The following is a 21,280-nucleotide window of genomic DNA, read 5'->3' as shown; positions in this document are numbered from 1 at the left end:
GCTACCCGCGCCGCGATAGCAGCGCGATGAAGCAGGCCCCACCCAGAAGCGAGGCGAACAGGCCAAGCGGCAGATTGTAGGGAAAGGCCACCATCCGCGCGAGCCAATCGGCGCTTACCATCATCAGCGCGCCGATCAGCATGGATGCCGTCAGGAAGCGCTTCGGCGTATGCAGGCCGAAATTGCGCGCCAGATGCGGAGCGATCAGCCCGACAAACGAGAGCGGCCCCACCATCATCGATGCAATCGCTGTCAGAAGCGCTGCAATCAGCACGATCACAAGACGCGGCAGGACGAGCGAAAGACCGAGGGTGCGCATCGTCACCGAACCAAGCGGCAGAATGTCGAGCCAGCGCGACAAAGCAAGCAGGATCGTGAAACTGGCGGCCAGCGCAAGAACGGCCAGCCAAAGCTGCATAGGCGTCGCCTGCGTGCCGGTACCGCTCAACCAGCCGAGCAGGACAAAGGCTTGTGGAGAGCCGGTTGCAATGATGGCTGTCAGAATGGAGCTGACCATAGCGCCAAGGCCGACACCGGCCAGAAGCAGCTTTTCCGCACCAAAACCGCTGCGCGCGGCAATCGCCAGAATGAAGATCAGCGCCAGCACCGAGCCGATGGAAGCGCCCAGCCATTGCAGGGAAAGGCTTGCGACGGGAAGCAGGAGAACCACCGCCAAACCCGCACCAGCACCAAGGCCGACGCCCATAATTTCGGGGCTGGCGAGCGTGTTACCCGTCATGCGCTGGAGAATGGCTCCGGCCAATGCCAGCATGCCGCCCGATAGGCCCGCAAGAGCAAGTCTTTGCACGCGCCAGTCGAAAAGCGCATCGAACACTTCACCACGGGCAAGGACAAAACCGTCCTGCCCCCGGCCGAGACCCAGCGTGATGGCGGCCACAAGCAGGACAAGCAGCAGCAAAATGGCGAAGAACAAGCCGGTACGCTTGAGGCGAACAGCGCTGGCCTCGCTCTGGCCCGACGGCCATTCAAACATGCGCAGACGCGGCAGCATCCAGAGCAGCAGCGGACCGCCGAGCAATGCAGTCGCAGCGCCCACCGGCAGGCGGTCGCCGGTGACGGTCTGCAACAGGCTGACGCAGCCATCGGTCAACCAGAGCAGAATTGCCCCAATGGCGGGCGCGGCGATCAGCTTTGTCTTGAGACGGCGCGCGCCAGAAAGCTGCGCCAGCGTCGGAGCGACCAGACCGACAAAGCCCAATATGCCGACTTCTGCCGTGATACTTGCCGCCAGCCAGACGGCAATGGCAATCACCAGAAGGCGGCTTGCCGCCAGCGACAGGCCCAGACTGCGCGCATTGGCATTGTCGAGCGCCAGCAATGTCAACGGGCGCAGCAGAAAAAAGGCAATCCCGCCGCCGATCAGAACCCGCAGGGAGAGCGAAATGCCCGGCCCCCAGCTTTGCTGCTCCAGCGAACCGCCGCCCCACACAAACAGCGAGAACACATATTCGCCATTGGCGAGGATGAGCGCCGTGCTTGCCGCCGTTGCGGTCAGCGAAACGATCATGCCGCAGAGAATGACAGAAGCGGGTTCCAGCGAGCGTTTCCAGTTGAGCGCCAGCACCAGACTGACCGCCGCCAGACCGCCCGCCAAAGCCAGCCACTCGCGAAAAATGAGGGCCGCGGGCAGATAGAGTATACCCGCCGTCATGGCGAGCTGCGCCCCGGCAGCAATGCCGAGTGTCGAGGGTTCGGCGAGCGGATTGCGCAAAACCTGCTGCAACAGCAGACCGGAAAGCCCAAGACCTGCGCCGCAAATGAGGGCCATGGCATTGCGCGGTAAGACCGTGTCGAACGCGATGACCCGGTGCAGCGCCAGCAGTTCCGGTGAACCGGCAGGGGCATTCAGCGCCCGCGTGAATTCGTAAGCGGCCATCAGTGCCGCAACAAGCGCGAGCAGCGCCCAGAACAGCAGCGGCCTTATGCCTGCAACACTCTTCTCCGTCATCGGCTGCTCTTCCAGTTTTCACGAAGAAGCTGGGCAAAGCGGCGCGCGGCAGGCAATCCGCCAAAATGGTCGAGCGGCGGCAGAAACAAAACCCGCTTTTCACGGACGGCGGGCATAGCGTTCCACAAGGCGTTTTGCGGCAGACGATAAAGCGTTTCAGGATCGGTCGGGCCGACGACCACGATGGATGCGTCCGGCGTTTCGGCCAATTGCTCCAGCCCCACCGGCGCTGCGGCTGAATAGCTTGTATCGCGCGTCCACGCATTCTGGAAGCCAAGCCGAACCAGCACTTCTCCAAACAGGCTGTCGCGACCGAAAGCGCGAAAGTGCCGGGCATCGCCCAGGCTGATGACGAAGACCTTCCGTCCCGGTATCGCAGCGAAGCGCTGCCGCGCCTCCGCAATCTCGCGTGCAACAGTCACGACGTAAGCGCGCGCTTCCGCAGCCAGACCAAGCTTTTCGCCAAGGCGCAACGTCGCCTCTTCCAGCATCGCATAGGGCGGCTGACCGGCGCTATAGACAGTCGGCGCGAAGACCGGCGCGATGCGCTCGAAGGCCGCACGCTGATACTCGTAAAAATTGGACGCGCCGATCAGATCTGGTTCGATCATGCGCAGAAGCTCAAGATTGGGCGCTCCGCGCAGACCAAGATCGGCGACATTTTCTGGCACTGCCGGTTCAAGCTGCATTTGCCTGTATTGGCGCAGTTCTGCCGCTGCCACCGGTACAGCGCCGAACGCCAGAACGGTCTCAAGCATGGCCCAGTCGATCACCGCAAAACGCATCGTCGCGGCATGGGCCAAACGCAGTGCAGGCGCCGCAAAAAGGGCGCCTGCGAATCCGAGAACCGTGCGACGGGTGACTGTCATGACGGAACGCGCGGCGAAAACCGTCGCATCACCACTTGGTGTGCACCTTGAGCAAAGCCTTCCTGCCCTCGCCATAACCGCAGACATAGACGCCCTGACATCCAGCAACATAATCCTTGTCGAAAAGATTGGTCACGTTGAGATCGATGCCCCAATTATCCTTTTCATAGCCGAGTTTCAAATCGGCGAGTGCCACAGCGGGCACTTTCAGCGTGTTCTGCTCGTCGGCATAGGACGAGCCGATATAACGGACGCCGCCGCCCAGCGTCACTCCTTTCAGCGCGCCTTCGGGCACCTTATACTCGACGAAGACCGAAGCCTGTTGCTCCGGCAGGAGATAAGGACGCTTGCCGACCAGCGTTGGGTCCGAGGCGTTTTCCTTGACCTTGAGGTCATAGGCGGTCACGCTTGCCGTCACCTTCCAGTCCTCGGCAATATTGGCCTGCATTTCGAGTTCGAAGCCGCGCGAATTGACCTTGCCGAGCTGTTCACGGGCAAAGCTGGAGCCGGTGAGCGAATTTTCCTTGGTCAGATCGAAGAAGGACGCGGTGATCAGGCCATCGAAGAATGCCGGGCGATATTTGACACCGGCTTCATACTGAACGCCGGTTTCCGGCTTGGCATAGCTGCCGTCATACAGGGTCTCGATAATCGGATTGAAGAAGGTCGCAGCACTGACATAGGGCGTGATGCCGTTTTCGAACTCATAGCCGAGACCTGCGCGACCGGAGAAGCGGCCCGTATCATATTCGAAGCTCGGCAGACCTGAGGCTTCGGTCCAGACATGATCGTAACGACCATTCAGCGTCAGTACCCAGCCATCGCCGAATTCCATGCGATCCTGCGCATAGACACCCACCTGATTGCGGCGCAGATCCTGATCAATATAGGGGTCCCACATAGGCCCCTGCGGCTCGCCATAAACCGGGTTATAGGCGTCGATGATCGTCGCGCCGCCGGTCTGCTGCATCTGGTCGATGCGGAAATACCGGTATTCCGCGCCGAACAGCAGATTGTGATCGATGGCCCCGGTCGTCACCTTGCCTTCAAGCTGGTTATCAGCCTGAAAGGTGTTGACCGTGGTATCGTGCTTAAAATTGATGCGGGCGAGGTAGGGATTGCCCGCCGCTGGCTGCGCCAGAAATCCGTCATAGCCGTAAGGGTAGAGGCTATGCTCCTTCACATTGGCAAAGCCGTAACGCACATTCTGGCGGATGGTCCAGTCACTGTCGAATGTGTGTTCGAATTCATAGCCGATCGATAGCTGTTCGCGATTATAGGAATCGACATCCGGCTCGGTAAAATTCGCCTTGCGCGAAATCTTGCCGAACTCCGTCGGCACCACGGTGCCATAGTAAGGCAGAAAGCCGCCATCATGCGTCAGGTCCAGATGGGTATAGTTGGCCAGAATGGTCAGGCTGGTCGATTCATCCGGCTTGTATTCGATGCTTGGCGAGATGACGCCACGAAACTCCTTGGAAAAATCCGTATAGTTGTCGCCACCCTGGATCTTGCCGTTGACGCGGTAATTAACCGTCTCCGTCGCTTTGTCGCCAATGTCGAAGCCGAGATAGCCATTGCCATAGCTGTTGATGCCCGCCTCAAGATAGCGCAGGCGTTCGCCGGTCGGGCGCTTGCTGATGTAATTCACGATACCGCCGGGATTGGCACCGCCATAAAGAGCCGATGCCGGACCACGCAGCACGTCGATGCGCTCGATACCGAAACTGTCGATTAAAAAGCCGCCAAAGCCGTAGCTGAAATTCTGCAACCCATCGAGAAAGGTGCCATTGGCCGTCGCGTCGAAACCGCGAATATAGAGCCAGTTCGTGTCATTATCGACGCCGAAAGGCTGCGCCAGCACGCCGGGCGTATAGCGCAAGGCTTCGTCGATCTTCTGCGCGCCGAGCGCATCCATCTGATCGCGCCCCACGACCGATACGGATTGCGGGATTTTATCGATTGCAACGCTGTCCTTTGAGCCGGTGGTCGTCGCCTGAGGCACAAAGCCCCGGACCGGCGCAACACCGTCGGCCCGCGTGGTGCCACCATTGCCATCGGACTGGATGACAACGGTGTTCAGCTGAAGGGGTTTGCTGTCTTCCTGCGCCAAGGCAGGAATGGCGGCAAGCGCAGTACCGCTTGCCAGCAGGACGAGAAGATTGTGCTTCATCGACGGCATATGATGTGACCCCTAAGACGGATAAAAACGCGAACCTTCACAGGCTCCCGCGACCCCGCAGACGGGCGCGTTAATATGAGTGCTTATATCAAGAATATTCGGCAGGATTGTTCGTTTTTATGGCAAATTGAACGATCTTCAGTTCATCTCAGCGTGCAGTAAAAAAGCAATCCTTTCTGTGGCTCTGCTACACCTGTTGTCTCAGCCATGCCGCCGGCGTTGTGCCGGTTTGCTTCTTGAAAACACGCGTGAAATGGGCCTGATCGGAAAACCCGACCAGCGCCGCAATATGCGGCAGCGGCGTGTGCGCCTGAAGCAGCAGCGCCTGCGCACGCGCGATGCGTCGCTCCATCTGCCAGCTATGGGGCGACACCCCCGTCGATGCCTTGAAGGCGCTGCAGAAATATGTTTCCGACAGACCAGCCAGATCGGCCAGTTCCTGCAAGCGGATGATGCGCGCGTAATTGTCCTCGATGAAATCTGTCACGCGCCGGAGCCGCCATGGTGACAGCCTGCTCGCGCCTGCACGCGGCTGCGCTTCCGCCCCGAACAGTTCCGCGACAAGCGCGTTGATCAGGCCTTCACCATAGAGATCGTGCAACGGCGCATTGGACAGGCACTCTTCCGCCAGAAGCCCGCCGATCTGCTCAATCCTTGCATTGGAAAACAAAAGGCGTGGACGCTCGACCGCAGCCCTGTCGAGCGCGCCACCAAAGCGCTGCTGCAGCGTGTTGATGTCGAGATGCAGATCAAGATGCTTGAGCTTACCCGGTCTCGCACTCTCGCTCCAGATCGTCATGCCCGCCGGAATATAGCAAAGACGCGAAGGGTTCGCGCCTTGCGCAACGGCACGCCCCTTGCTGCCGGGACGGATATCGAGTGCGCCCTGGCTTTCGCAGACGAGAAACAGGCGTGGCGCTTGCGAGACATATTCACCGCGCGCGCCGGGACCGCATTCGACAGACCACACGTCGGCAATCGCGCCATTCCAGACGCGATAGTGAAGATCGTCCAGCAAGGTGACGTCTTCGATCCGGCTTTTCATATGCGGATGGAAACCCAAATCTGCTTTTCCTGAAATCTCAATCTAAAAGAGGTATAACTTACTCATGTTTTTGTGGCAACTTTCGAAAAGCTGCGTTATTGCGGGGCATGCACTGCGCCAGAGGACGACGATTGATGACCAACTTGTTCGAACTTGAGAATGTCAGCTTTTCAGTTGCCGGGCGCACGCTGTTGCAGCCTTTGACCATGTCGATACCGGCAGGAAGTGTAACAGCCTTGATCGGACATAACGGTTCGGGCAAGTCGACGCTGCTTAAAATCCTTGCCCGCCAGCAGCCAGCGTCGGGAGGCACAATCCATTTTGCAGGCAAGCGCCTCGACCAATGGGGCGACCGCGAATTTGCACGCAAGCTTGCCTATCTGCCGCAGCAGACGGCATCCGCATCGGGCATGCTGGTCAAGGAACTGGTCGCGCTTGGCCGTTATCCGTGGCACGGCGCTCTGGGCCGCTTTGGTGATACCGACCGGGCGAAGGTGGAAGAGGCCATCGAACTGACCGGCATAGCACCTTTTGCGGACCGGCTTGTCGATACGCTTTCCGGCGGCGAACGCCAGCGCGTCTGGCTGGCCATGCTGGTGGCGCAGGATGCGCAATGCCTGCTTCTCGATGAGCCCACATCGGCGCTCGATATTGCCCATCAGCTGGAAGTTCTGTCGCTGGTACGCAAGCTGTCGCAGGAGAAGGAACTGAGCGTTTTCATTGTGCTGCACGATGTGAACATGGCCGCGCGCTTCTGCGATTCCATCTTCGCGCTGCACAGTGGCCGCCTGATCGCCCAATCAACACCGACGGGTGTGATGGAGCCCAAGCGGTTGCAGGAAATTTACGGCGTGCCGATGGAAGTCATGCGCCACGCCGCGACCGGGCATCTGATTGCAGCGCCGCTCTGATCAGAGTGGCTGCCCCGCAAGGTAGCGTTCCAACGTCTTGACCGTGCCATCCTGCCAGATTGCTTTCAGTGCCGAACTGAATGCGGTGACATAGGCGGGATTGGTGGCAAGCGCCCCGAAAATATCATCCATGGAAAGCCACGCAGCCGGGTCGGCCTTGGCGCGCGCTGCCTGCTTGGTCAGGCGATCCCATGACGGATCATTCGGCTCGATAACAGCGCCGCTATCTGTGGTGCCATAGCAATAGCGGCACCAGAAAGCGGAAACGAGCGCAAGCCCGGTCACGGTATGGCCCTTCGCCACGCGGTCAGCAGCGGTGGGCAGGATGAATTTCGGCTGGCGGTTGGAGCCATCCAGACACAGGCGGCGGATGGTGTCGCCGATGCTTGGATTGGCGAAGCGCTTGTCGATCAACACGCGATAGGCTTCAAGATCGGTATCCGGCACGGGCGGCACTTCCGGGATGATCTCCTCCTTGGTCAACTTCTCCAGATAGCGCCGGATCAGCGGATGCTCCATGGCCTCATGCACGAAATGAATGTCGAGCAAGCCGCCCGGATAGGCGATGGCCGCGTGGCCGCCATTCAGGATGCGGATTTTCATCAGTTCATAAGCGGCAACCTGATCGGTGAAGGTGACGCCGACTTTTTCCAGAGCCGGGCGTCCGGTCGGGAAATTATCCTCCATCACCCATTGCTTGAAAACTTCGCAGAAGACCGGCCAGCCGTCATCGACACCGAAATCCTTCGCGGCAATCTCGCGTTCGCGCGCGCCGGTGGCGGGCGTGATGCGATCCACCATCGAATTCGGGAAAGCGACATTGGCGGAAATCCAGTCGGCAAAGGCCGGGTCGCTCAGCTTGGCAAGCCCCGTCACGGCGTCTTCCGTCACATGCCCGTTGCCCGGAATGTTATCACAGGACATGACCGTGAAAGGCTGGACACCCGCCGCTTTGCGCAGCTTCAGCGCCTGAACGATCAGGCCGAACACGGTTTTCGGATGGTCCGGATGCGTGGCATCCGCCACGATATCCGGATGGGCGGGGTCGAAGGTCTGGCTCGCCGGGTCGATATAATAGCCGCCCTCCGTGATCGTCATCGAAACGATGCGCGTATCGGCTGATGTCAGATAGGCCATCAGGGCCTTGCGCCCTTCCTCGGTCGAAATCGTCACATAATCGACCATCGATGCGGTGATGCGCGCGCCTGCATGATCGGCTTCCTGTTCCACAACGGTGGTCAGCCAGTCCTGGACTTTGAGCGTATCACGCATGGCATCGTCGCTACCACGCACACCGGCACCCACCAGCGCCCAGTCATGCCCCTCGCCGGTCGCAAACAGATCGTCCAGATAGACTGCCTGATGGGCGCGGTGAAAATTGCCGACGCCGAAATGCACGATACCCGGCTTCAACCCGGCAGGATCGTAGCCGGGCTTGTGCACCTTATCGAAGCTTTGAAGCGTTGCGCGCGATAGCTTGGTCATGACGGTATCCTCTATTCAATCGGGTACGAACTGGACTTTCATGGTCGCGGGATCGCCGCCATTTTTGGTGAAGAATGGCAGCATTTGCTCCAGCGGCAGCCGGTGGGAAATGAGCCGCGCCATAGAGCCACCGTTTGAAAAGTCCTGTTTCAATATGTCCAATGCCTGCGGAATGTTTCGGTTCAAAGAATGCGAACCGGCAATCCTGATCTGGCGACGGAAAATCTCGAACGGCGCCACTGAAATTCGTGCGTCGGGCGCACAGACGCCAAATACCAGAACGGTTCCTCCATCGGCGGTGAAGCCGACCATGCTTTCGACCACCCCGGCTATGCCGGTGGCGTCGGCGACAAAATCAAAGCTGCGCTGGCGCCTGTCCAGCGCTTGCGAACCGGACACGACCGGCTCAAGCCCGAGGCTTTCAACGAAAGCCAGCCGGTGTTCATTGATGTCGGCGACCGCAACCTCGGACACGCCCTGCGCTTTCAGCGACAGGGCCAGCAACAGGCCGATTGGGCCTGCCCCGAAAACCAGCGCATTTTCAGTACCGTGCGGGCCAGTCTTCAAGCCTGCCGCGCCAAGCCCGTTCAGCACGCAGGCCAACGGTTCGGCAAGGGCCGCGATATCATAAGGCAGATCACCGATAGAATGGAGATGGCTGGCATTGACGAGGCTCATGCCAGCAAAGCCGCCATTATGGGTCACGCCATAAGCTTTCAGGTCGGAGCAGAGATTGGTCAGCCCCTTGAGGCAGGCCCGGCAGTGACCACAGGGAATATTCGGATCGACCGCAACGCGGTCGCCGACCTTCACATTGGTCACGTCTTCGGCGATGGCCATCACCCTGCCCGCATATTCATGCCCCGGCACCAGCGGAAAGGCACTCGACCCATAGCGGCCATGCAGGACATCAATGTCTGTGTGACAGAGGCCCGACGCCTTGACGTCGATCAGCGCGTGACCCGGCAGCAATGCCGGTTCCGGCAGATCGGCCATGTCTGCTTCGCCATGGCCGGTAAAATAGATCGCTTTCATTGCACTATCCCGGCCTCGCCTTACGCCATCCAGTTGCCGCCATCGACACCGAAGGTCTGGGCGAGAATATAGTCGCTGTCGGACGAGGCGAGGAACACCGCCATGCCGGTAATATCCTCCGGCGTCGCGAAGCGACCGATCGGCACCGACTTCGCCACGGCTGCTTTTTTCTCGCCCGGCTTCAGGCCTTCCCATTTGGCGAAATTCGCATCCACCACATCCCAATGTTCGCCGTCGACCACGCCCGGCGCAATCGCATTGACGTTGATGCCATGCTTGACCAGAGCGAGAGCCGCCGACTGCGTGGCGGAAATGATTGCCGCCTTGGATGCGCAATAGAGCGTCACCAGCGCCTCACCACGGCGACCCGCCTGGCTCGCCATATTGATGATCTTGCCGCCGCGTCCGCGCTTGATCATCACATTTGAAACCGCCTTCATCATAAAAAGCGGGCCCTTGAGATTAATACCCAAAACGCGCTCGTAGCTGTCCTCGGTCAGTTCATTGATCGGCGCCATGTCGAAGATTGCGGCATTGTTGACCAGAATATCGATGCCGCCATATTCGGCATCGATGGCGGCCACCACCTTGTCGATTGCGCCAAGATCGGTCACGTCCAGCTTCACCGCCTTCACGGATGGACCGATACCGCGCGCGGCTTCTTCCGCGCGCTCGATATTGATATCGGCAATGATGACCTTTGCACCCTCTTGCGCATAGGCAGCCGCAAAGCCAAGCCCGATGCCACGCGCAGCGCCGGTAATGAGGGCAACCTTGTCTTTCAGTCTCATGGACTTTCTCCGGTAATGTGATTGTTTTTCCTTACGCATTATCCGACGCAAAACCGCTTCGCACTTTTGCTGGAAATGCTTCTTTAAAGATGCGTTTTCTTTTCAGACAGGATCAGCGGATGGCGGTCACGGCGCTGGAGCGACAGGCCATCGGGCGTAAAGAGATGCGCGTCGGCGGCATCAAAACCGAGCCGCGCCGTTTCATGCGCACGGGCCGTGCTGTTGCCGCCAGCTTCCGCCACGATCAGGCCGGAAGCGGCATCGTTTTGCACATAGAGATAAGTCTGGCCGCCAAGACGCTCGACCACCATGATCTCGCCTTCGAGAATGCCGTCATCCGCCGGATGCAGATGTTCCGGGCGAACGCCCAGCACAAGCGGCGCACCGGCGCTCACCCCTTCACCGGCAACCGGCACCTTGACCGAACGCCCATTGGCAAGCTGCACCGTCACGCCATCGCTATCGACGGCGCCCGCCTTGACCTCGATGAAATTCATGGTCGGCGATCCGATGAAACCCGCCACAAAGCGATTGACCGGGTGGTGATAAAGCTCCAGCGGTGAACCGACCTGTTCCAGCTTGCCATCACGCAGCACAACGATCTTGTCGGCCAGCGTCATGGCTTCCACCTGATCATGGGTGACATAGATCATCGTCGCATTCAGCCGGTCATGCAGGCGCGCCAATTCGATACGCATCTGCACGCGCAACGCCGCGTCAAGATTGGACAGCGGTTCATCGAACAGGAAAATCTTCGGCTCGCGCACCATGGCGCGCCCAATGGCGACGCGCTGGCGCTGACCGCCCGAAAGCTGGCGCGGTTTGCGGTCCAGCAATTTGTCGAGCTGCAATGTCCTGGCAACATCTTCCACCTTGCGGTCACGCTCCGCCTTGCCCACACCTGCCAGCTTGAGCGCGAAACCCATATTGTCGCGCACATTCATATGCGGATAGAGCGCATAAGTCTGGAACACCATCGCAAGCCCGCGTTCGTCCGGCGGCGTATCGTTGCATTGCTGCCCGTCGATCAAAAGATCGCCGCTGGTGATTTCTTCCAGCCCCGCGATCATCCGCAAAAGCGTGGATTTGCCCGAACCGGACGGCCCGACGAAGACCACGAATTCGCGGTCTTCGATGGCTAGGTCCACACCCTTGATGACATCGATATTGCCGAAGGACTTGGTGGCGTTATGAAAAGAAAGCGTAGCCATGGGGTTCCCTTTACTTCACGGCGCCGAAGGTGAGACCGCGCACCAGCTGGCGCTGCGTAACCCAACCGAAGACGAGGATCGGCGCGATGGCGAGCGTGGACGCTGCCGAGAGTTTTGCCCAGAAAAGCCCTTCCGGTGACGAGAAGGACGCGATGAATGCCGTGAGAGGCCCGGCCTGCGAGGCCGTGAGATTGAGGCTCCAGAAGGCTTCGTTCCAGCACAGGATGATGGAAAGAAGCGCCGTCGATGCAATGCCGGGCAGGCTTAGCGGCAGGAGCAGATAGCGTATCTGCTGGCCGACCTTCGCCCCGTCCATGCGGCTCGCCTCAAGGATTTCATGCGGCACTTCCTTGAAGAAGGAATAGAGCATCCAGACCACAATCGGCAGATTGGAAAGGGTGAAGATGATGATCAGACCGGTGCGCGTGTCGAGAAGCCCGGTATCGCGCGCCAGAAGATAGATCGGCACCAGAACACCCACCGCAGGCAGCATCTTGGTCGAGAGCATCCACAACAGCAGATCCTTGGTGCGTTTTCCCGGAAAGAATGCCGCCGCATATGCCGCCGGAACGGCGATCAGCAGCGACAGGATCGTCGCGCCAAGGCTCTCGATCACGCTGTTCATGGCGTAGCGGAAATAGTCGGCGCGCTGATTGACCGCCGCGAAATTTTCCAGCGTCGGCTCGAAGAACAACTTTGGCGGGGCCACCGCGTCGATCTCCGTCTTGAATGCCGCAAGCAGCATCCAGAGGATCGGGAAGAACATCAAAAGCGCCACGATCCAGCCGATAATCCCGGCGGAGAGCGCGGCTTTGTCGAACTTGCGTTTTGCAGCCATCGTTCGTCTCCCCTAATTATCCAGATTGCGCGCCACGGTTCGGATGAGGAACGCGGCAACGATATTGGCGAGTATGATGGCGACGACACCGGCAGCGGAAGCGCCACCGATATCCCACTGAAGGAGCGCCTTCAGATAGATGAAATAGGTCAGCGTCGTCGTGGCAATACCCGGCCCACCGGAGGTAGTGACGAGGATTTCCGCGAAGACCGACAGAAGGAAGATCGTCTCGATCATGATGACGACCGAGATCGGGCGCAGCAGATGCGGCAGGACGATATAAAAGAACATCACCGGCCCTTTGGCGCCATCAAGCCGCGCCGCTTCCATCTGCTCGCGGTCGAGCGACTGCATGGCGGTCATCAGGATAAGCGTCGCGAAAGGCACCCACTGCCAGGATACGATCATGATGATCGACGCCATTGGAAACTGTCCGAACCAGTCAATGACAGGCAGTCCGAGACTGCGCGAGATAAAGGCGAACAACCCGTTGACCGGGTGCATCAGAAGGTTTTTCCAGATCAGCGCCGACACCGTCGGCATGACGAAGAACGGCGCAATGACCAGAAGTCGCGCAATATTCTTGCCCCAGAAATCCTGATCGAAAATCACCGCAAACAAAACACCCAGCACCACCGAAATGGCCAGAACCGAGCCCAACAGAATGAGCGTCTTCGTGATGGCCGACCAGAGCCCCGGATCGGACAGCAGGAACTTGTAATTCGAGAAACCGGCAAAACCGGTCACGAAGGGATTGATGAGATTGTAATACTGAAACGAGAACCAGAGCGTCATCGCCAGTGGAACGATCATCCATAGCAAGAGCAGGATGACGGCGGGTGCAAGCAGAGGTCCGGTACGGACGCTGCGGCGCGATTTTGCGGCAAAGCGCGATTTAGTGCCTGTGGCCAAAGCCGGGTTTGCTGGCATGTCTGACGTTCCTCCCCTTCCCGCTTCAACATCCACCGCGCCCGAAAAGGGTGCGGCGGATCGCGCGAAAATCGAGCCTGCTGCTCTCACTCAGGAGCGCAGCAGGCTGATGGTAACCGGATTACTTGATGTAACCGGACTGCGTCATGATCTGTTCGGCCTGCTTCTGTGCGCCATCGAGCGCCGCATCGACGCTTTGCTGACCGGCGACAGCCGAAGAGATTGCCTGACCGACAATGGTGCCGATCGCCTGGAATTCAGGGATCGCCACGAACTGGATGCCGGTATAGGGGACCGGGTCCTTGGTCGGCTTGGTCGGGTCGGCCGATTCAATCGCCTTGAGAACCGTCTCAGCGAAAGGCGCGGCCTTCTTGTACTCTTCATTGGCGTAGGTCGACTGACGCGTACCCGGCGGAACGGCAACCCAGCCTTCCGACTTGCCGACCAGTTCGACGTAGCCCTTCGAGGTCGCCCATTTCAGGAACGACTTTGCGGCTTCCGCCTTCTTGGTTGATGCCGGGATGGCGAGGTTCCACGACCAGGCCCAGGACGAGCCATTCGGCGTCACTTCGACAGGCGCCTTGGTGAAGGCCACCTTGTCGGCAACCTGGCTCTGCTTCGGATCGTAAATGCGTCCCGCAGCCGAGGTGGCGTCGATCCACATGGCGCAATGGCCGGTGGAGAACAGCGCCTGATTTTCATTGAAGCCGTTCGAGGTGATTCCGGGAGGGCCTGCTTCCTTCATCAGATCGACGTAGTAGTTGATGGCCTTTTTCCAGGTATCGGAGCTCATCTGCGGCTTCCAGCTCTCATCGAACCAGCTGCCGCCAAATGTGTTCACCAGGGTGGAAAGATAGGCCATGTTTTCGCCCCAGCCCGGCTTGCCGCGCAGGCAAAGACCGTACTGTTCTTTCGATTTGTCGGTGAGTTTGGTCGCGAATTCCTTGATCTCGGCATAGGTCGGCGCATCCGGCATTTTCAGGCCAGCGGCTTCGAACAGATCCTTTCGATAAAGGGTGAACGAGCTTTCCGCGTAAAACGGCACGGCATAAAGCTTGCCATCGACCGTCAGACCGGCGCGCACCGGCTTGATAAGATCGTCATAGTCGTAATCGTCGCCCAGATCATCGACCGCAAGAAGCCATCCGGCCTTGCCCCAGATCGGGGTTTCATAACCGCCGATGGTCATGATGTCGAACTGGCCGCTCTTGGTTGCGATGTCGGTGGTGACACGCTGGCGCAGCACGTTTTCTTCGAGCACCACCCAGTTGAGCTTGTTGCCGGTGGCCTTTTCCCACTCCGGCGAAAGCTTCTGCATGATGATCATATCGGCATTGTTGACCGTTGCGATCGTGAGCTCCTCCGCCCACGCCGAACCGGCAAACATTGCGACGCCAGCGGCAGACGCAATAAGCCCTGTCACATAAGTTTTGGTCCGCATTTCGTCTCCTCCTTTACGAATGCATAGCAAAATTCTTACATATGTAAAATTTATGGCGCGGCTCTCCGTAGCTTGTCAAGCACGGTTTTTGATTTTGATTTGCGCGCTGAAAAGACCATTCATTCGATTGTTTTCCTGGCCGAAACAACGGATTTTTCACCGCGCGATCTGACCCCGCGATTATCTTAGCACATTCAAATATGCGCTGCATCGATCCAGATGTTCGACATTGTTCGCTTGACCTTTGCTTCAGCCTTTGACAGTTTGACTTGGGTCTGCCGCGAAAAATTTCATGGCGGGTCTGGTTGGAGGAACATCCTGAAATTATTGGAAAACAAGCTGCAGACCATGTGTCGCGCATCTATGGGCCAGCGCATCTGGACCCGACCGATAGCAGGAGAATGTGAGCTGTCACTGCAAGAAATTGCAGCGGGCAGCTGACGGACAGGACAGAGAAACGTGCGCAAAACCATACGCACCATGGAAGACTTTTCGGAATTCGTCGGGCTGTCGCGCCCCACAGTTTCCAAATATTTCAACGACCCATCATCCGTCCGCCCGAAGACCCGCGAGATCATCGAAGCGGCCGTCAAGCAGTCCGGTTTTCGTCCCAATCTTTTCGCGGTGAACCTTAATCGTCGTCGCACGACAATATTGGGAATCATCATTCCAAACCAGCTCGATCATTTCTACATGGCGATGACCCGCAGGCTGCAAACGCTGGCCGAGCAACGGGGTTATCTGACTGTCGTTCTGTCGTCGGATGGCAAGCCGGAACTGGAAAAGCGCGCGATTGAAACGCTTCGCTCGCTCAATGTCGCGGGCGCCATCATCGCACCGCTTGGCGAACAGTCGCAGCATTCCGCGCTGGCGCGTCTCGCCGATGACGTCCCCATCGTCTATGTGGATTCGCCGCTCGACAGCACCACGCCTTTCGTCGGCACCGACAACCAGAAATCCTTCCACCTGATCGTCGATTATCTCTGCCGTTCAGGCAGCGAGCCTTGCTATTTCTCGATGCCCATTGTGAACAACAACGCTCTCAAACGGCGCGAAGCCTATACGACGGCAATGGAAAAGCTCGGTCACGAGCCACGCATCATCGAACTGGAACCGAGCCGCAGCTGGGATTTCGAACAATATGCCTTTGAACAGACGGCGCGCATCATGCGCGAGAAGGCAAGTTTTCCGACCTCGACGGTGCTCTGCTCCAACGACCGCATCGCCTTTGGCGTTACGGGCGCGCTCTGGCAGGCGGGACTGAAAATCGGCAGGCTCAAGGATTGCGATATCCGCGTGGCCGGTCACGACAACAATCCGCTGTCGGAATATACCTGCCCGCCGCTCACTACGGTCGCACAGGATTATAACGAAATCGGCAGGCTGGCGATTGAGCTTCTGTTCCGTACATTGGGCGAAGATTCCGAAGATCGGCTCGAACTGCCCGAAAGCAACCGCATCCTGCTGAATGCGGAGATCAAGCTGAGAATGTCAGCTTAAATACGCAATTATCGGCAGCAATCACGCCGAACTGCGCATGATCAGATGGCTGTCGAGATAGCGAATATCCTCGCCGGTCGCGCTGCTGCTGTCCTGCTCATTGATGCGTGAAAACAGCATATCCAGCCCAAGCTGCGCGATCTGGCGATAATCCTGAGCAACCGTCGTCAGAGGCGGGCAGGTGAAGCGGCTCAGCGGGTGATCGTCGTGACCGGCGACACGCAGATCGCTGCCTTCCTCTCGCCCAACATGACGCCTGCGTTCAAAAGCTGCCGAAATCACGCCGAAGGCCAGACGATCATTGGCGCAGAGAACCGTGCGCGTCGGGAAACCGCCGCGGTCGAGAATACGCCCCGCCTCCTGATAGCCGAGCTCCTCGAAACTCCAGTTTTTCGGGGTCATCGGCAAAACGATGGGCTCGATACCGAGCCTTTCCATCGTGGCGATATAGGCTGCGCGGCGCTCCAGCGCGTTCTGGTTGACGGCAGGCATTTCCAGAAAACAGGGATGCTCGCCGGTCCGGCACAGATATTCGGTAATGTTGCCGATACTGACGCGGTTGTCGGTGCCGACAAAGGGCTGGTCCTCGCCGATACGGCTATCCAGAAACACCACCGGCATCGAATCGGAAAGGCTTGCCAGAAGCTTGGTGTCGGTTTCAAAACCGAGCGGCGCCATCAGGACACCGGCGATCTTGAGCGACATCAGCGAGCGCATGGCGCGTGCTTCAAGCTTGCGCTCGCCATGCGACGACAGAACGATGGTCCAATAACCTTCCGCGAGGCATCGCAATTCGATCTGGCGAATGATTTCGGCATAGAACGGATCGGAAATATGCGGAACGATGACGCCGATATTCTTCGGCTTCTTGCGGTTGAGGCTGACGGCGAAAATATTGGGCTGATAGTTGTAATCCTTCAGCGCCTTTTCGATGCGGGCGCGCGTGGAAGGCTTTACGCTTTCCGGATTATCGAAATATTTCGAGACCGTAGGACGCGACAAGCCGCTTGCCACGGCGAACTCCTCCATCGTCCTGATCTTGTTTTCAGCCATGCTCCGCTTTCCTCGGGCCAGTCCCGATCGGCGCCCACTCCACGCCTCAAGATTTTTCCATGCGTAAATTTATTTTTTCACAGAAGCAACCTGAATTTCACCGGTGCCAGCCCTTATTACCGCAGAAAATGCTGATATAAGGCAACACAACTGTTTTTCCCGCCGCTATTCGGGCGAAATTAAATCGTTATAATTTTTACACGTGAAAAATTATATATTGACACGTTGAACAAGCTCCATCATGTCTAATGAAGCTCGATAATGGGCTGAAGGCACCTGCCCTTCCGGGAGATTTGAAGACCGACGCAAAGTGCTGCGGTCCGATGAACCAGCAGGTAAGTCATCGTTCATGTCCCTGTTAGAAGGACAGCCCGGCAGACGCCGGTTCATACGGAGGAAATCATGTTTCGCACTTCTCTCGGCCGCATTCTCTTTTCCGGCGTCGCTCTGGCCATGATGGCGGGTTCTGCCTCTGCCGAAGGCGTTGGCGCATCACTTCTCACCCAGCAGCATCCGTTCTACATCTCGCTCGCTGACGCGATGAAGAAGGAAGCGCAGGCAGAAAACGTGCCGCTCGAAATTTCTATCGCCAATCAGGACCTGAGCAAGCAGCTCGCCGATGTGGAAGATTTCATTACCAAGGGCGTCGATGTCATCATCATTTCGCCGGTTGACAGCAAGGGCGTGCGCTCGGCCATCAACAAGGCTGAAAAGGCTGGCATCAAGGTCATCACGGTCGATGTGCCTGCCAACAATGTGGACGTGACCTCCTTCGTCGGCACCGACAACTTTGCCGGTGGCGAACGCGCTGCCGAACTGATGGCCAAGACCATCGGCGAAAAGGGCAATGTCGCCGTCATCGATTACCCGACGGTTCAGTCAGTTGTTGACCGCGTTGAAGGCTTCAAGAAGGGCATCGCCAAGTATCCCGACATCAAAATCGTGGCGATCCAGCCGGGCATCACCCGTCCGGAAGCACTGGCGACCGCGCAGAACATCTTGCAGGCCAACCCGGATATCGTCGGCATCTTCGGCTTCGGCGATGACGCTGCACTTGCCGCTGCATCGGCAGTAAAGGCCGCCAAGCTCGACAATCAGGTCAAGGTGATCGGCTTTGACGGCATGGAAGAAGCCCGCAACGCCGTGAAAAACGACCCGATCATGGTCGGCGTGATCGCGCAATATCCAGACCAGATGGGCAAGGTTGCGGTTGAAACCGCCGCCAAGGTCATCAAGGGCGAGAGCGTTCCGGCCAAGCAGCCAATCGTTCCGGGCGTCGTCACCAAGGACGGCGAAACCAAGTAAGACCGCGTGAAGCAGCGACACTCCTCCCAGTCGCTGTTTCCTTTTTGCGGTGGCGGCCCGGAAAGCCTCCCCTTTCCGGGCCGCCACCGCATCCCTTTAGACAGCACGGCTGTGCGGACCCGGCCATATCCGGTTCGTGGCAGACTGCAGCAAACGGAGCGTGGAGGCCTCAAAAGTGACAGATCCTGTGACAGCAACCCAATCCGAACAGAAGACGGCAGCGGATACGGTTCTGGAAATTCGCGATGTTGCGAAGTCTTTCGGCCCGGTCATCGCGCTGAAGCGCATGAACCTGACCGTGCGGCGCGGGCGCGTGCATACGCTGCTCGGTGAAAACGGTGCTGGCAAATCCACGCTGATGAAGATTCTGGCCGGCGTGTTCAAGCCGACCTCGGGCACGATTTTGCTCAAAGACGCGGCCTATGCGCCGAAGAACCCGCGCGATGCACGCGCCAGCGGGATCGCCATCGTCTTTCAGGAATTGAGCCTCTCCCGCAACCTGACCGTTGCCGAGAATATTTTCGCGAACCACGAGCCGAGCCGCTTCGGCTTCATCCGCGAGCGCGAGCTGAACGCGGAAGCGACCAGACTTGTTGCCGATCTCGGACTTCCGGTCGATCCGCGCGCCAAGGTCGGCGATCTTTCGATTGCCCAGCGTCAGCTCGTCGAAATCGCCAAGGGCTTGAGCCAGCCTGCCGATGTCGTCATTCTGGACGAGCCGACTTCGTCGCTCTCCGACAGCGAGGCGGAAATCCTGTTTTCAATCATCGAGCGCCTGAAGGCCAAGGGCACTGCCGTCATCTATATCTCGCACCGCATGGAAGAAATCATGCGGCTTTCCGACGACATTACGGTTGTTCGCGATGGCGAATATGTCACGACCGCCGAAAAGAGCGAGACCAGCATCGAGCGCCTGATCGCGCTGATGGTCGGTCGCGAGATGAACGACATTTACCCGCCGCGTGAAGCGCCACGTCCTTCGGACGCCGTTCCGCCGATTCTCGCGACAAAGAACCTGTCCGTACCGGGCAAGTTTCACGAGGTCTCCATCGATGTGAAGCCCGGCGAAGTCCTTGGGCTTTTCGGACTGGTCGGTTCTGGCCGTTCGGATGTAATGAAGGCGCTGTTCGGGATGCTGCGGCCAACGGGCGAAATCAGGCTCGAAGGCGAAGCCATCACGCTTGCCTCGCCGACCGATGCCATTCGCCACGGCATTGCCTTCGTGACCGAGAACCGCAAGGAAGAAGGCCTTGTTCTTCCGCATAGCGTCGAGCGCAACATCAATATGGTGGGGCTCGGCCAGCTGGCGGGGCCTTTCGGCCTGATGCGTTCCAGCGCGGAGCGCTCCGCCGCCAAGGCGGAAGTGCTGCGCCTTGCCATCAAGACCGCTTCCATCGACACGGTTGCCGGATCGCTCAGCGGCGGTAATCAGCAGAAGATCGTGCTGGCCAAGTGGCTGCAGACAAAACCGCGGATCCTCATTCTCGACGAACCGACACGCGGTGTCGATGTCGGCGCGAAATTCGAAATCTATCGCATCATCCGTGAACTTGCCGCCAACGGCGCGGCGATCCTGATGGTTTCCTCCGAACTGCCGGAAGTGCTGGGCCTCAGCGACCGGGTGGTCATCATGCATAACAAGCATGTCGCCGCCATTGTCGATGCCGATGGCCTTACGCCCGAAACCGTCATGAGCTACGCAGCAGGAATGCACCTATGAGCAACGCCCAAAATATCCAGAAGAAAGCCGTGGACGCGGAAGTCCGCCGTTCGCTTTTCTCCTCCCCGCTGGTTCGCCAATATGGCGGCATCATTGTTTCGCTGGCCGTGCTCTGCGTGGTCTTCGCAGTGTTGAACCCGCGCTTTCTCGCATTCAACAACTTCATGAACATCATGCAGCAGGTGGCGGTGATTGCCGTTGCCGCCTATGGCATGACCTATGTGATCCTGCTCGGTGAGATCGACCTTTCGATTGGCTCCATCATCGCCGTTTCCGGCATGGTGGCGGCGCAAGCCTTCTCCATGGGGTTCGGCTTTGTGCCAACCGTGGTTTTCACCCTTGCGGCGGGCGCCATCATGGGCGGCTTGAACGGAGTGCTTTCGGCAAAGCTGATGCTGCCCTCCTTCATCGTGACGGTCGCGACAATGGGCATCTATCGCGGCATGGTCAGCCTGCCGACCAATGGCGCGCCGGAAATCATCGAAAACGATACCTGGCTCGCCATCGGGTCGGAAAACTGGCTCGGCCTGCCGATCATCATCTGGATTGTCGGTGTCCTGTTCATTTTCAACTATATCCTGCTGTCGAAGACTGTGTTCGGTCGCCGCATCTATCTGTCGGGCGGCAACAAGGAAGCGGCGATTTATTCGGGCATCCGCGTCGACCGCATCAAGATCATCGTCTTCATGCTCTCCGGCGTCATGGCTGCGATCAGCGGCATTCTGCTCTCGTCGCGCCTGTCCTCGGCGCAGACCAATGCGGGCATGGGCTACGAACTCGACGCCATTGCGGCGGTCGTGCTGGGCGGTACCTCGCTTGCGGGCGGCGTCGGCACCATGGTCGGCACCATTCTCGGCGCGCTCATCATCGGCGTTATCAATAACGGCATGAACATGCTGTCTGTGCCTTATTTCTATCAGCTCATCGTCAAGGGCGTGGTCATTCTGGTCGCGGTCTGGCTCGATGTGCGCTCGAAATCCGTACGGACGTAATCG

General features: G+C 58.6%; 17 protein-coding genes. 5 read left to right on the top strand and 12 right to left on the bottom strand.

The window, feature by feature from the left end; translation table 11 throughout:
- Position 1: 1 nt before the first annotated feature.
- The 4 genes from fhuB to WIX40_RS06100 form a co-directional block, all read right to left on the bottom strand.
- A complete protein-coding gene (gene fhuB, locus WIX40_RS06115; RefSeq protein WP_339439217.1) occupies positions 2-1,969 on the bottom strand; it encodes a Fe(3+)-hydroxamate ABC transporter permease FhuB in 1,968 nt (655 codons plus the stop codon).
- Positions 1,966-2,838 carry an iron-siderophore ABC transporter substrate-binding protein gene (locus WIX40_RS06110; RefSeq protein WP_339439215.1) on the bottom strand — a complete coding sequence of 291 codons (873 nt, stop codon included), beginning with the start codon at positions 2,836-2,838 and terminating at the stop codon, positions 1,966-1,968. The genes fhuB and WIX40_RS06110 overlap by 4 nt, the downstream gene beginning before the upstream one ends.
- 28 nt (positions 2,839-2,866) lie before the next feature.
- Positions 2,867-5,020: a TonB-dependent siderophore receptor gene (locus WIX40_RS06105; RefSeq protein ID WP_339439213.1), complete on the bottom strand. Its 2,154-nt coding sequence runs from the start codon at positions 5,018-5,020 to the stop codon at positions 2,867-2,869.
- A gap of 187 nt (positions 5,021-5,207) precedes the next feature.
- Complete coding sequence (locus tag WIX40_RS06100; protein WP_109366953.1) at positions 5,208-6,083, bottom strand: helix-turn-helix transcriptional regulator; 876 nt, start codon at positions 6,081-6,083, stop codon at positions 5,208-5,210.
- 116 nt (positions 6,084-6,199) lie between these two features.
- On the opposite strand from WIX40_RS06100, the gene WIX40_RS06095 reads away from it, so the two are divergent.
- Positions 6,200-6,976, top strand: a complete 777-nt coding sequence (locus tag WIX40_RS06095) for an ATP-binding cassette domain-containing protein (RefSeq protein WP_171318023.1) — start codon at positions 6,200-6,202, stop codon at positions 6,974-6,976.
- Here WIX40_RS06095 and WIX40_RS06090 read toward each other — a convergent pair whose 3' ends face one another.
- From WIX40_RS06090 to WIX40_RS06060, 7 genes are all read right to left on the bottom strand, one after another.
- Positions 6,977-8,461, bottom strand: a complete 1,485-nt coding sequence (locus WIX40_RS06090) for a mannitol dehydrogenase family protein (RefSeq protein ID WP_339439210.1) — start codon at positions 8,459-8,461, stop codon at positions 6,977-6,979.
- A 15-nt stretch (positions 8,462-8,476) separates the two neighbouring features.
- Positions 8,477-9,496 (bottom strand): zinc-dependent alcohol dehydrogenase family protein, encoded by a 1,020-nt coding sequence (locus WIX40_RS06085; RefSeq protein WP_339439208.1) that lies wholly within the window; start codon positions 9,494-9,496, stop codon positions 8,477-8,479.
- A gap of 20 nt (positions 9,497-9,516) precedes the next feature.
- On the bottom strand, positions 9,517-10,287 hold the full coding sequence (locus WIX40_RS06080) for an L-iditol 2-dehydrogenase (protein WP_140024714.1): 771 nt from the start codon (positions 10,285-10,287) through the stop codon (positions 9,517-9,519).
- Positions 10,288-10,370: 83 nt separating this feature from the next.
- Positions 10,371-11,498 (bottom strand): ABC transporter ATP-binding protein, encoded by a 1,128-nt coding sequence (locus WIX40_RS06075; RefSeq protein ID WP_339439206.1) that lies wholly within the window; start codon positions 11,496-11,498, stop codon positions 10,371-10,373.
- Positions 11,499-11,508: 10 nt separating this feature from the next.
- A complete protein-coding gene (locus tag WIX40_RS06070) occupies positions 11,509-12,336 on the bottom strand; it encodes a carbohydrate ABC transporter permease (protein WP_109366947.1) in 828 nt (275 codons plus the stop codon).
- 12 nt (positions 12,337-12,348) lie between these two features.
- Complete coding sequence (locus tag WIX40_RS06065; RefSeq protein ID WP_109366946.1) at positions 12,349-13,266, bottom strand: carbohydrate ABC transporter permease; 918 nt, start codon at positions 13,264-13,266, stop codon at positions 12,349-12,351.
- Between the two features lie 121 nt (positions 13,267-13,387).
- On the bottom strand, positions 13,388-14,707 hold the full coding sequence (locus WIX40_RS06060; protein WP_171318019.1) for an ABC transporter substrate-binding protein: 1,320 nt from the start codon (positions 14,705-14,707) through the stop codon (positions 13,388-13,390).
- A 480-nt stretch (positions 14,708-15,187) separates the two neighbouring features.
- On the opposite strand from WIX40_RS06060, the gene WIX40_RS06055 reads away from it, so the two are divergent.
- Positions 15,188-16,207 (top strand): LacI family DNA-binding transcriptional regulator, encoded by a 1,020-nt coding sequence (locus WIX40_RS06055; RefSeq protein WP_109366945.1) that lies wholly within the window; start codon positions 15,188-15,190, stop codon positions 16,205-16,207.
- A gap of 21 nt (positions 16,208-16,228) precedes the next feature.
- Here the strand turns inward: WIX40_RS06055 and WIX40_RS06050 are convergent, their stop codons facing one another.
- On the bottom strand, positions 16,229-17,260 hold the full coding sequence (locus tag WIX40_RS06050; protein WP_339439202.1) for a LacI family DNA-binding transcriptional regulator: 1,032 nt from the start codon (positions 17,258-17,260) through the stop codon (positions 16,229-16,231).
- A gap of 402 nt (positions 17,261-17,662) precedes the next feature.
- On the opposite strand from WIX40_RS06050, the gene WIX40_RS06045 reads away from it, so the two are divergent.
- The 3 genes from WIX40_RS06045 to WIX40_RS06035 all read left to right on the top strand — a co-directional run bounded on the left by WIX40_RS06045 (position 17,663) and on the right by WIX40_RS06035 (position 21,277).
- A complete protein-coding gene (locus WIX40_RS06045) occupies positions 17,663-18,565 on the top strand; it encodes a substrate-binding domain-containing protein (RefSeq protein ID WP_171318018.1) in 903 nt (300 codons plus the stop codon).
- 175 nt (positions 18,566-18,740) lie between these two features.
- A complete protein-coding gene (locus tag WIX40_RS06040) occupies positions 18,741-20,285 on the top strand; it encodes a sugar ABC transporter ATP-binding protein (protein ID WP_339439199.1) in 1,545 nt (514 codons plus the stop codon).
- The gene (locus WIX40_RS06035; protein WP_167836168.1) at positions 20,282-21,277 is read left to right on the top strand and encodes an ABC transporter permease; all 996 of its coding nucleotides are present in this window, start codon (positions 20,282-20,284) and stop codon (positions 21,275-21,277) included. The genes WIX40_RS06040 and WIX40_RS06035 overlap by 4 nt, the downstream gene beginning before the upstream one ends.
- Positions 21,278-21,280 lie beyond the last annotated feature (3 nt).

It is taken from the genome of Ochrobactrum teleogrylli, from assembly GCF_037482325.1.
In the GTDB taxonomy this organism is placed as follows: Bacteria; Pseudomonadota; Alphaproteobacteria; order Rhizobiales; family Rhizobiaceae; genus Brucella; species Brucella teleogrylli.
The sequence above is the reverse complement of the archived record's forward strand: the minus strand, read 5'-3'. Positions and strand labels throughout refer to the sequence as shown.

Bases quoted from the DNA above. Each gene is read 5' to 3' on its own strand.
- fhuB (WP_339439217.1), bottom strand. From the start codon at position 1,969: ATGACGGAGAAGAGTGTTGCAGGCATAAGGCCGCTGCTGTTCTGGGCG.
- WIX40_RS06110 (WP_339439215.1), bottom strand. From the start codon at position 2,838: ATGACAGTCACCCGTCGCACGGTTCTCGGATTCGCAGGCGCCCTTTTT.
- WIX40_RS06105 (WP_339439213.1), bottom strand. From the start codon at position 5,020: ATGCCGTCGATGAAGCACAATCTTCTCGTCCTGCTGGCAAGCGGTACT.
- WIX40_RS06095 (WP_171318023.1), top strand. From the start codon at position 6,200: ATGACCAACTTGTTCGAACTTGAGAATGTCAGCTTTTCAGTTGCCGGG.
- WIX40_RS06090 (WP_339439210.1), bottom strand. From the start codon at position 8,461: ATGACCAAGCTATCGCGCGCAACGCTTCAAAGCTTCGATAAGGTGCAC.
- WIX40_RS06085 (WP_339439208.1), bottom strand. From the start codon at position 9,496: ATGAAAGCGATCTATTTTACCGGCCATGGCGAAGCAGACATGGCCGAT.
- WIX40_RS06080 (WP_140024714.1), bottom strand. From the start codon at position 10,287: ATGAGACTGAAAGACAAGGTTGCCCTCATTACCGGCGCTGCGCGTGGC.
- WIX40_RS06075 (WP_339439206.1), bottom strand. From the start codon at position 11,498: ATGGCTACGCTTTCTTTTCATAACGCCACCAAGTCCTTCGGCAATATC.
- WIX40_RS06070 (WP_109366947.1), bottom strand. From the start codon at position 12,336: ATGGCTGCAAAACGCAAGTTCGACAAAGCCGCGCTCTCCGCCGGGATT.
- WIX40_RS06065 (WP_109366946.1), bottom strand. From the start codon at position 13,266: ATGCCAGCAAACCCGGCTTTGGCCACAGGCACTAAATCGCGCTTTGCC.
- WIX40_RS06060 (WP_171318019.1), bottom strand. From the start codon at position 14,707: ATGCGGACCAAAACTTATGTGACAGGGCTTATTGCGTCTGCCGCTGGC.
- WIX40_RS06055 (WP_109366945.1), top strand. From the start codon at position 15,188: ATGGAAGACTTTTCGGAATTCGTCGGGCTGTCGCGCCCCACAGTTTCC.
- WIX40_RS06050 (WP_339439202.1), bottom strand. From the start codon at position 17,260: ATGGCTGAAAACAAGATCAGGACGATGGAGGAGTTCGCCGTGGCAAGC.
- WIX40_RS06045 (WP_171318018.1), top strand. From the start codon at position 17,663: ATGTTTCGCACTTCTCTCGGCCGCATTCTCTTTTCCGGCGTCGCTCTG.
- WIX40_RS06035 (WP_167836168.1), top strand. From the start codon at position 20,282: ATGAGCAACGCCCAAAATATCCAGAAGAAAGCCGTGGACGCGGAAGTC.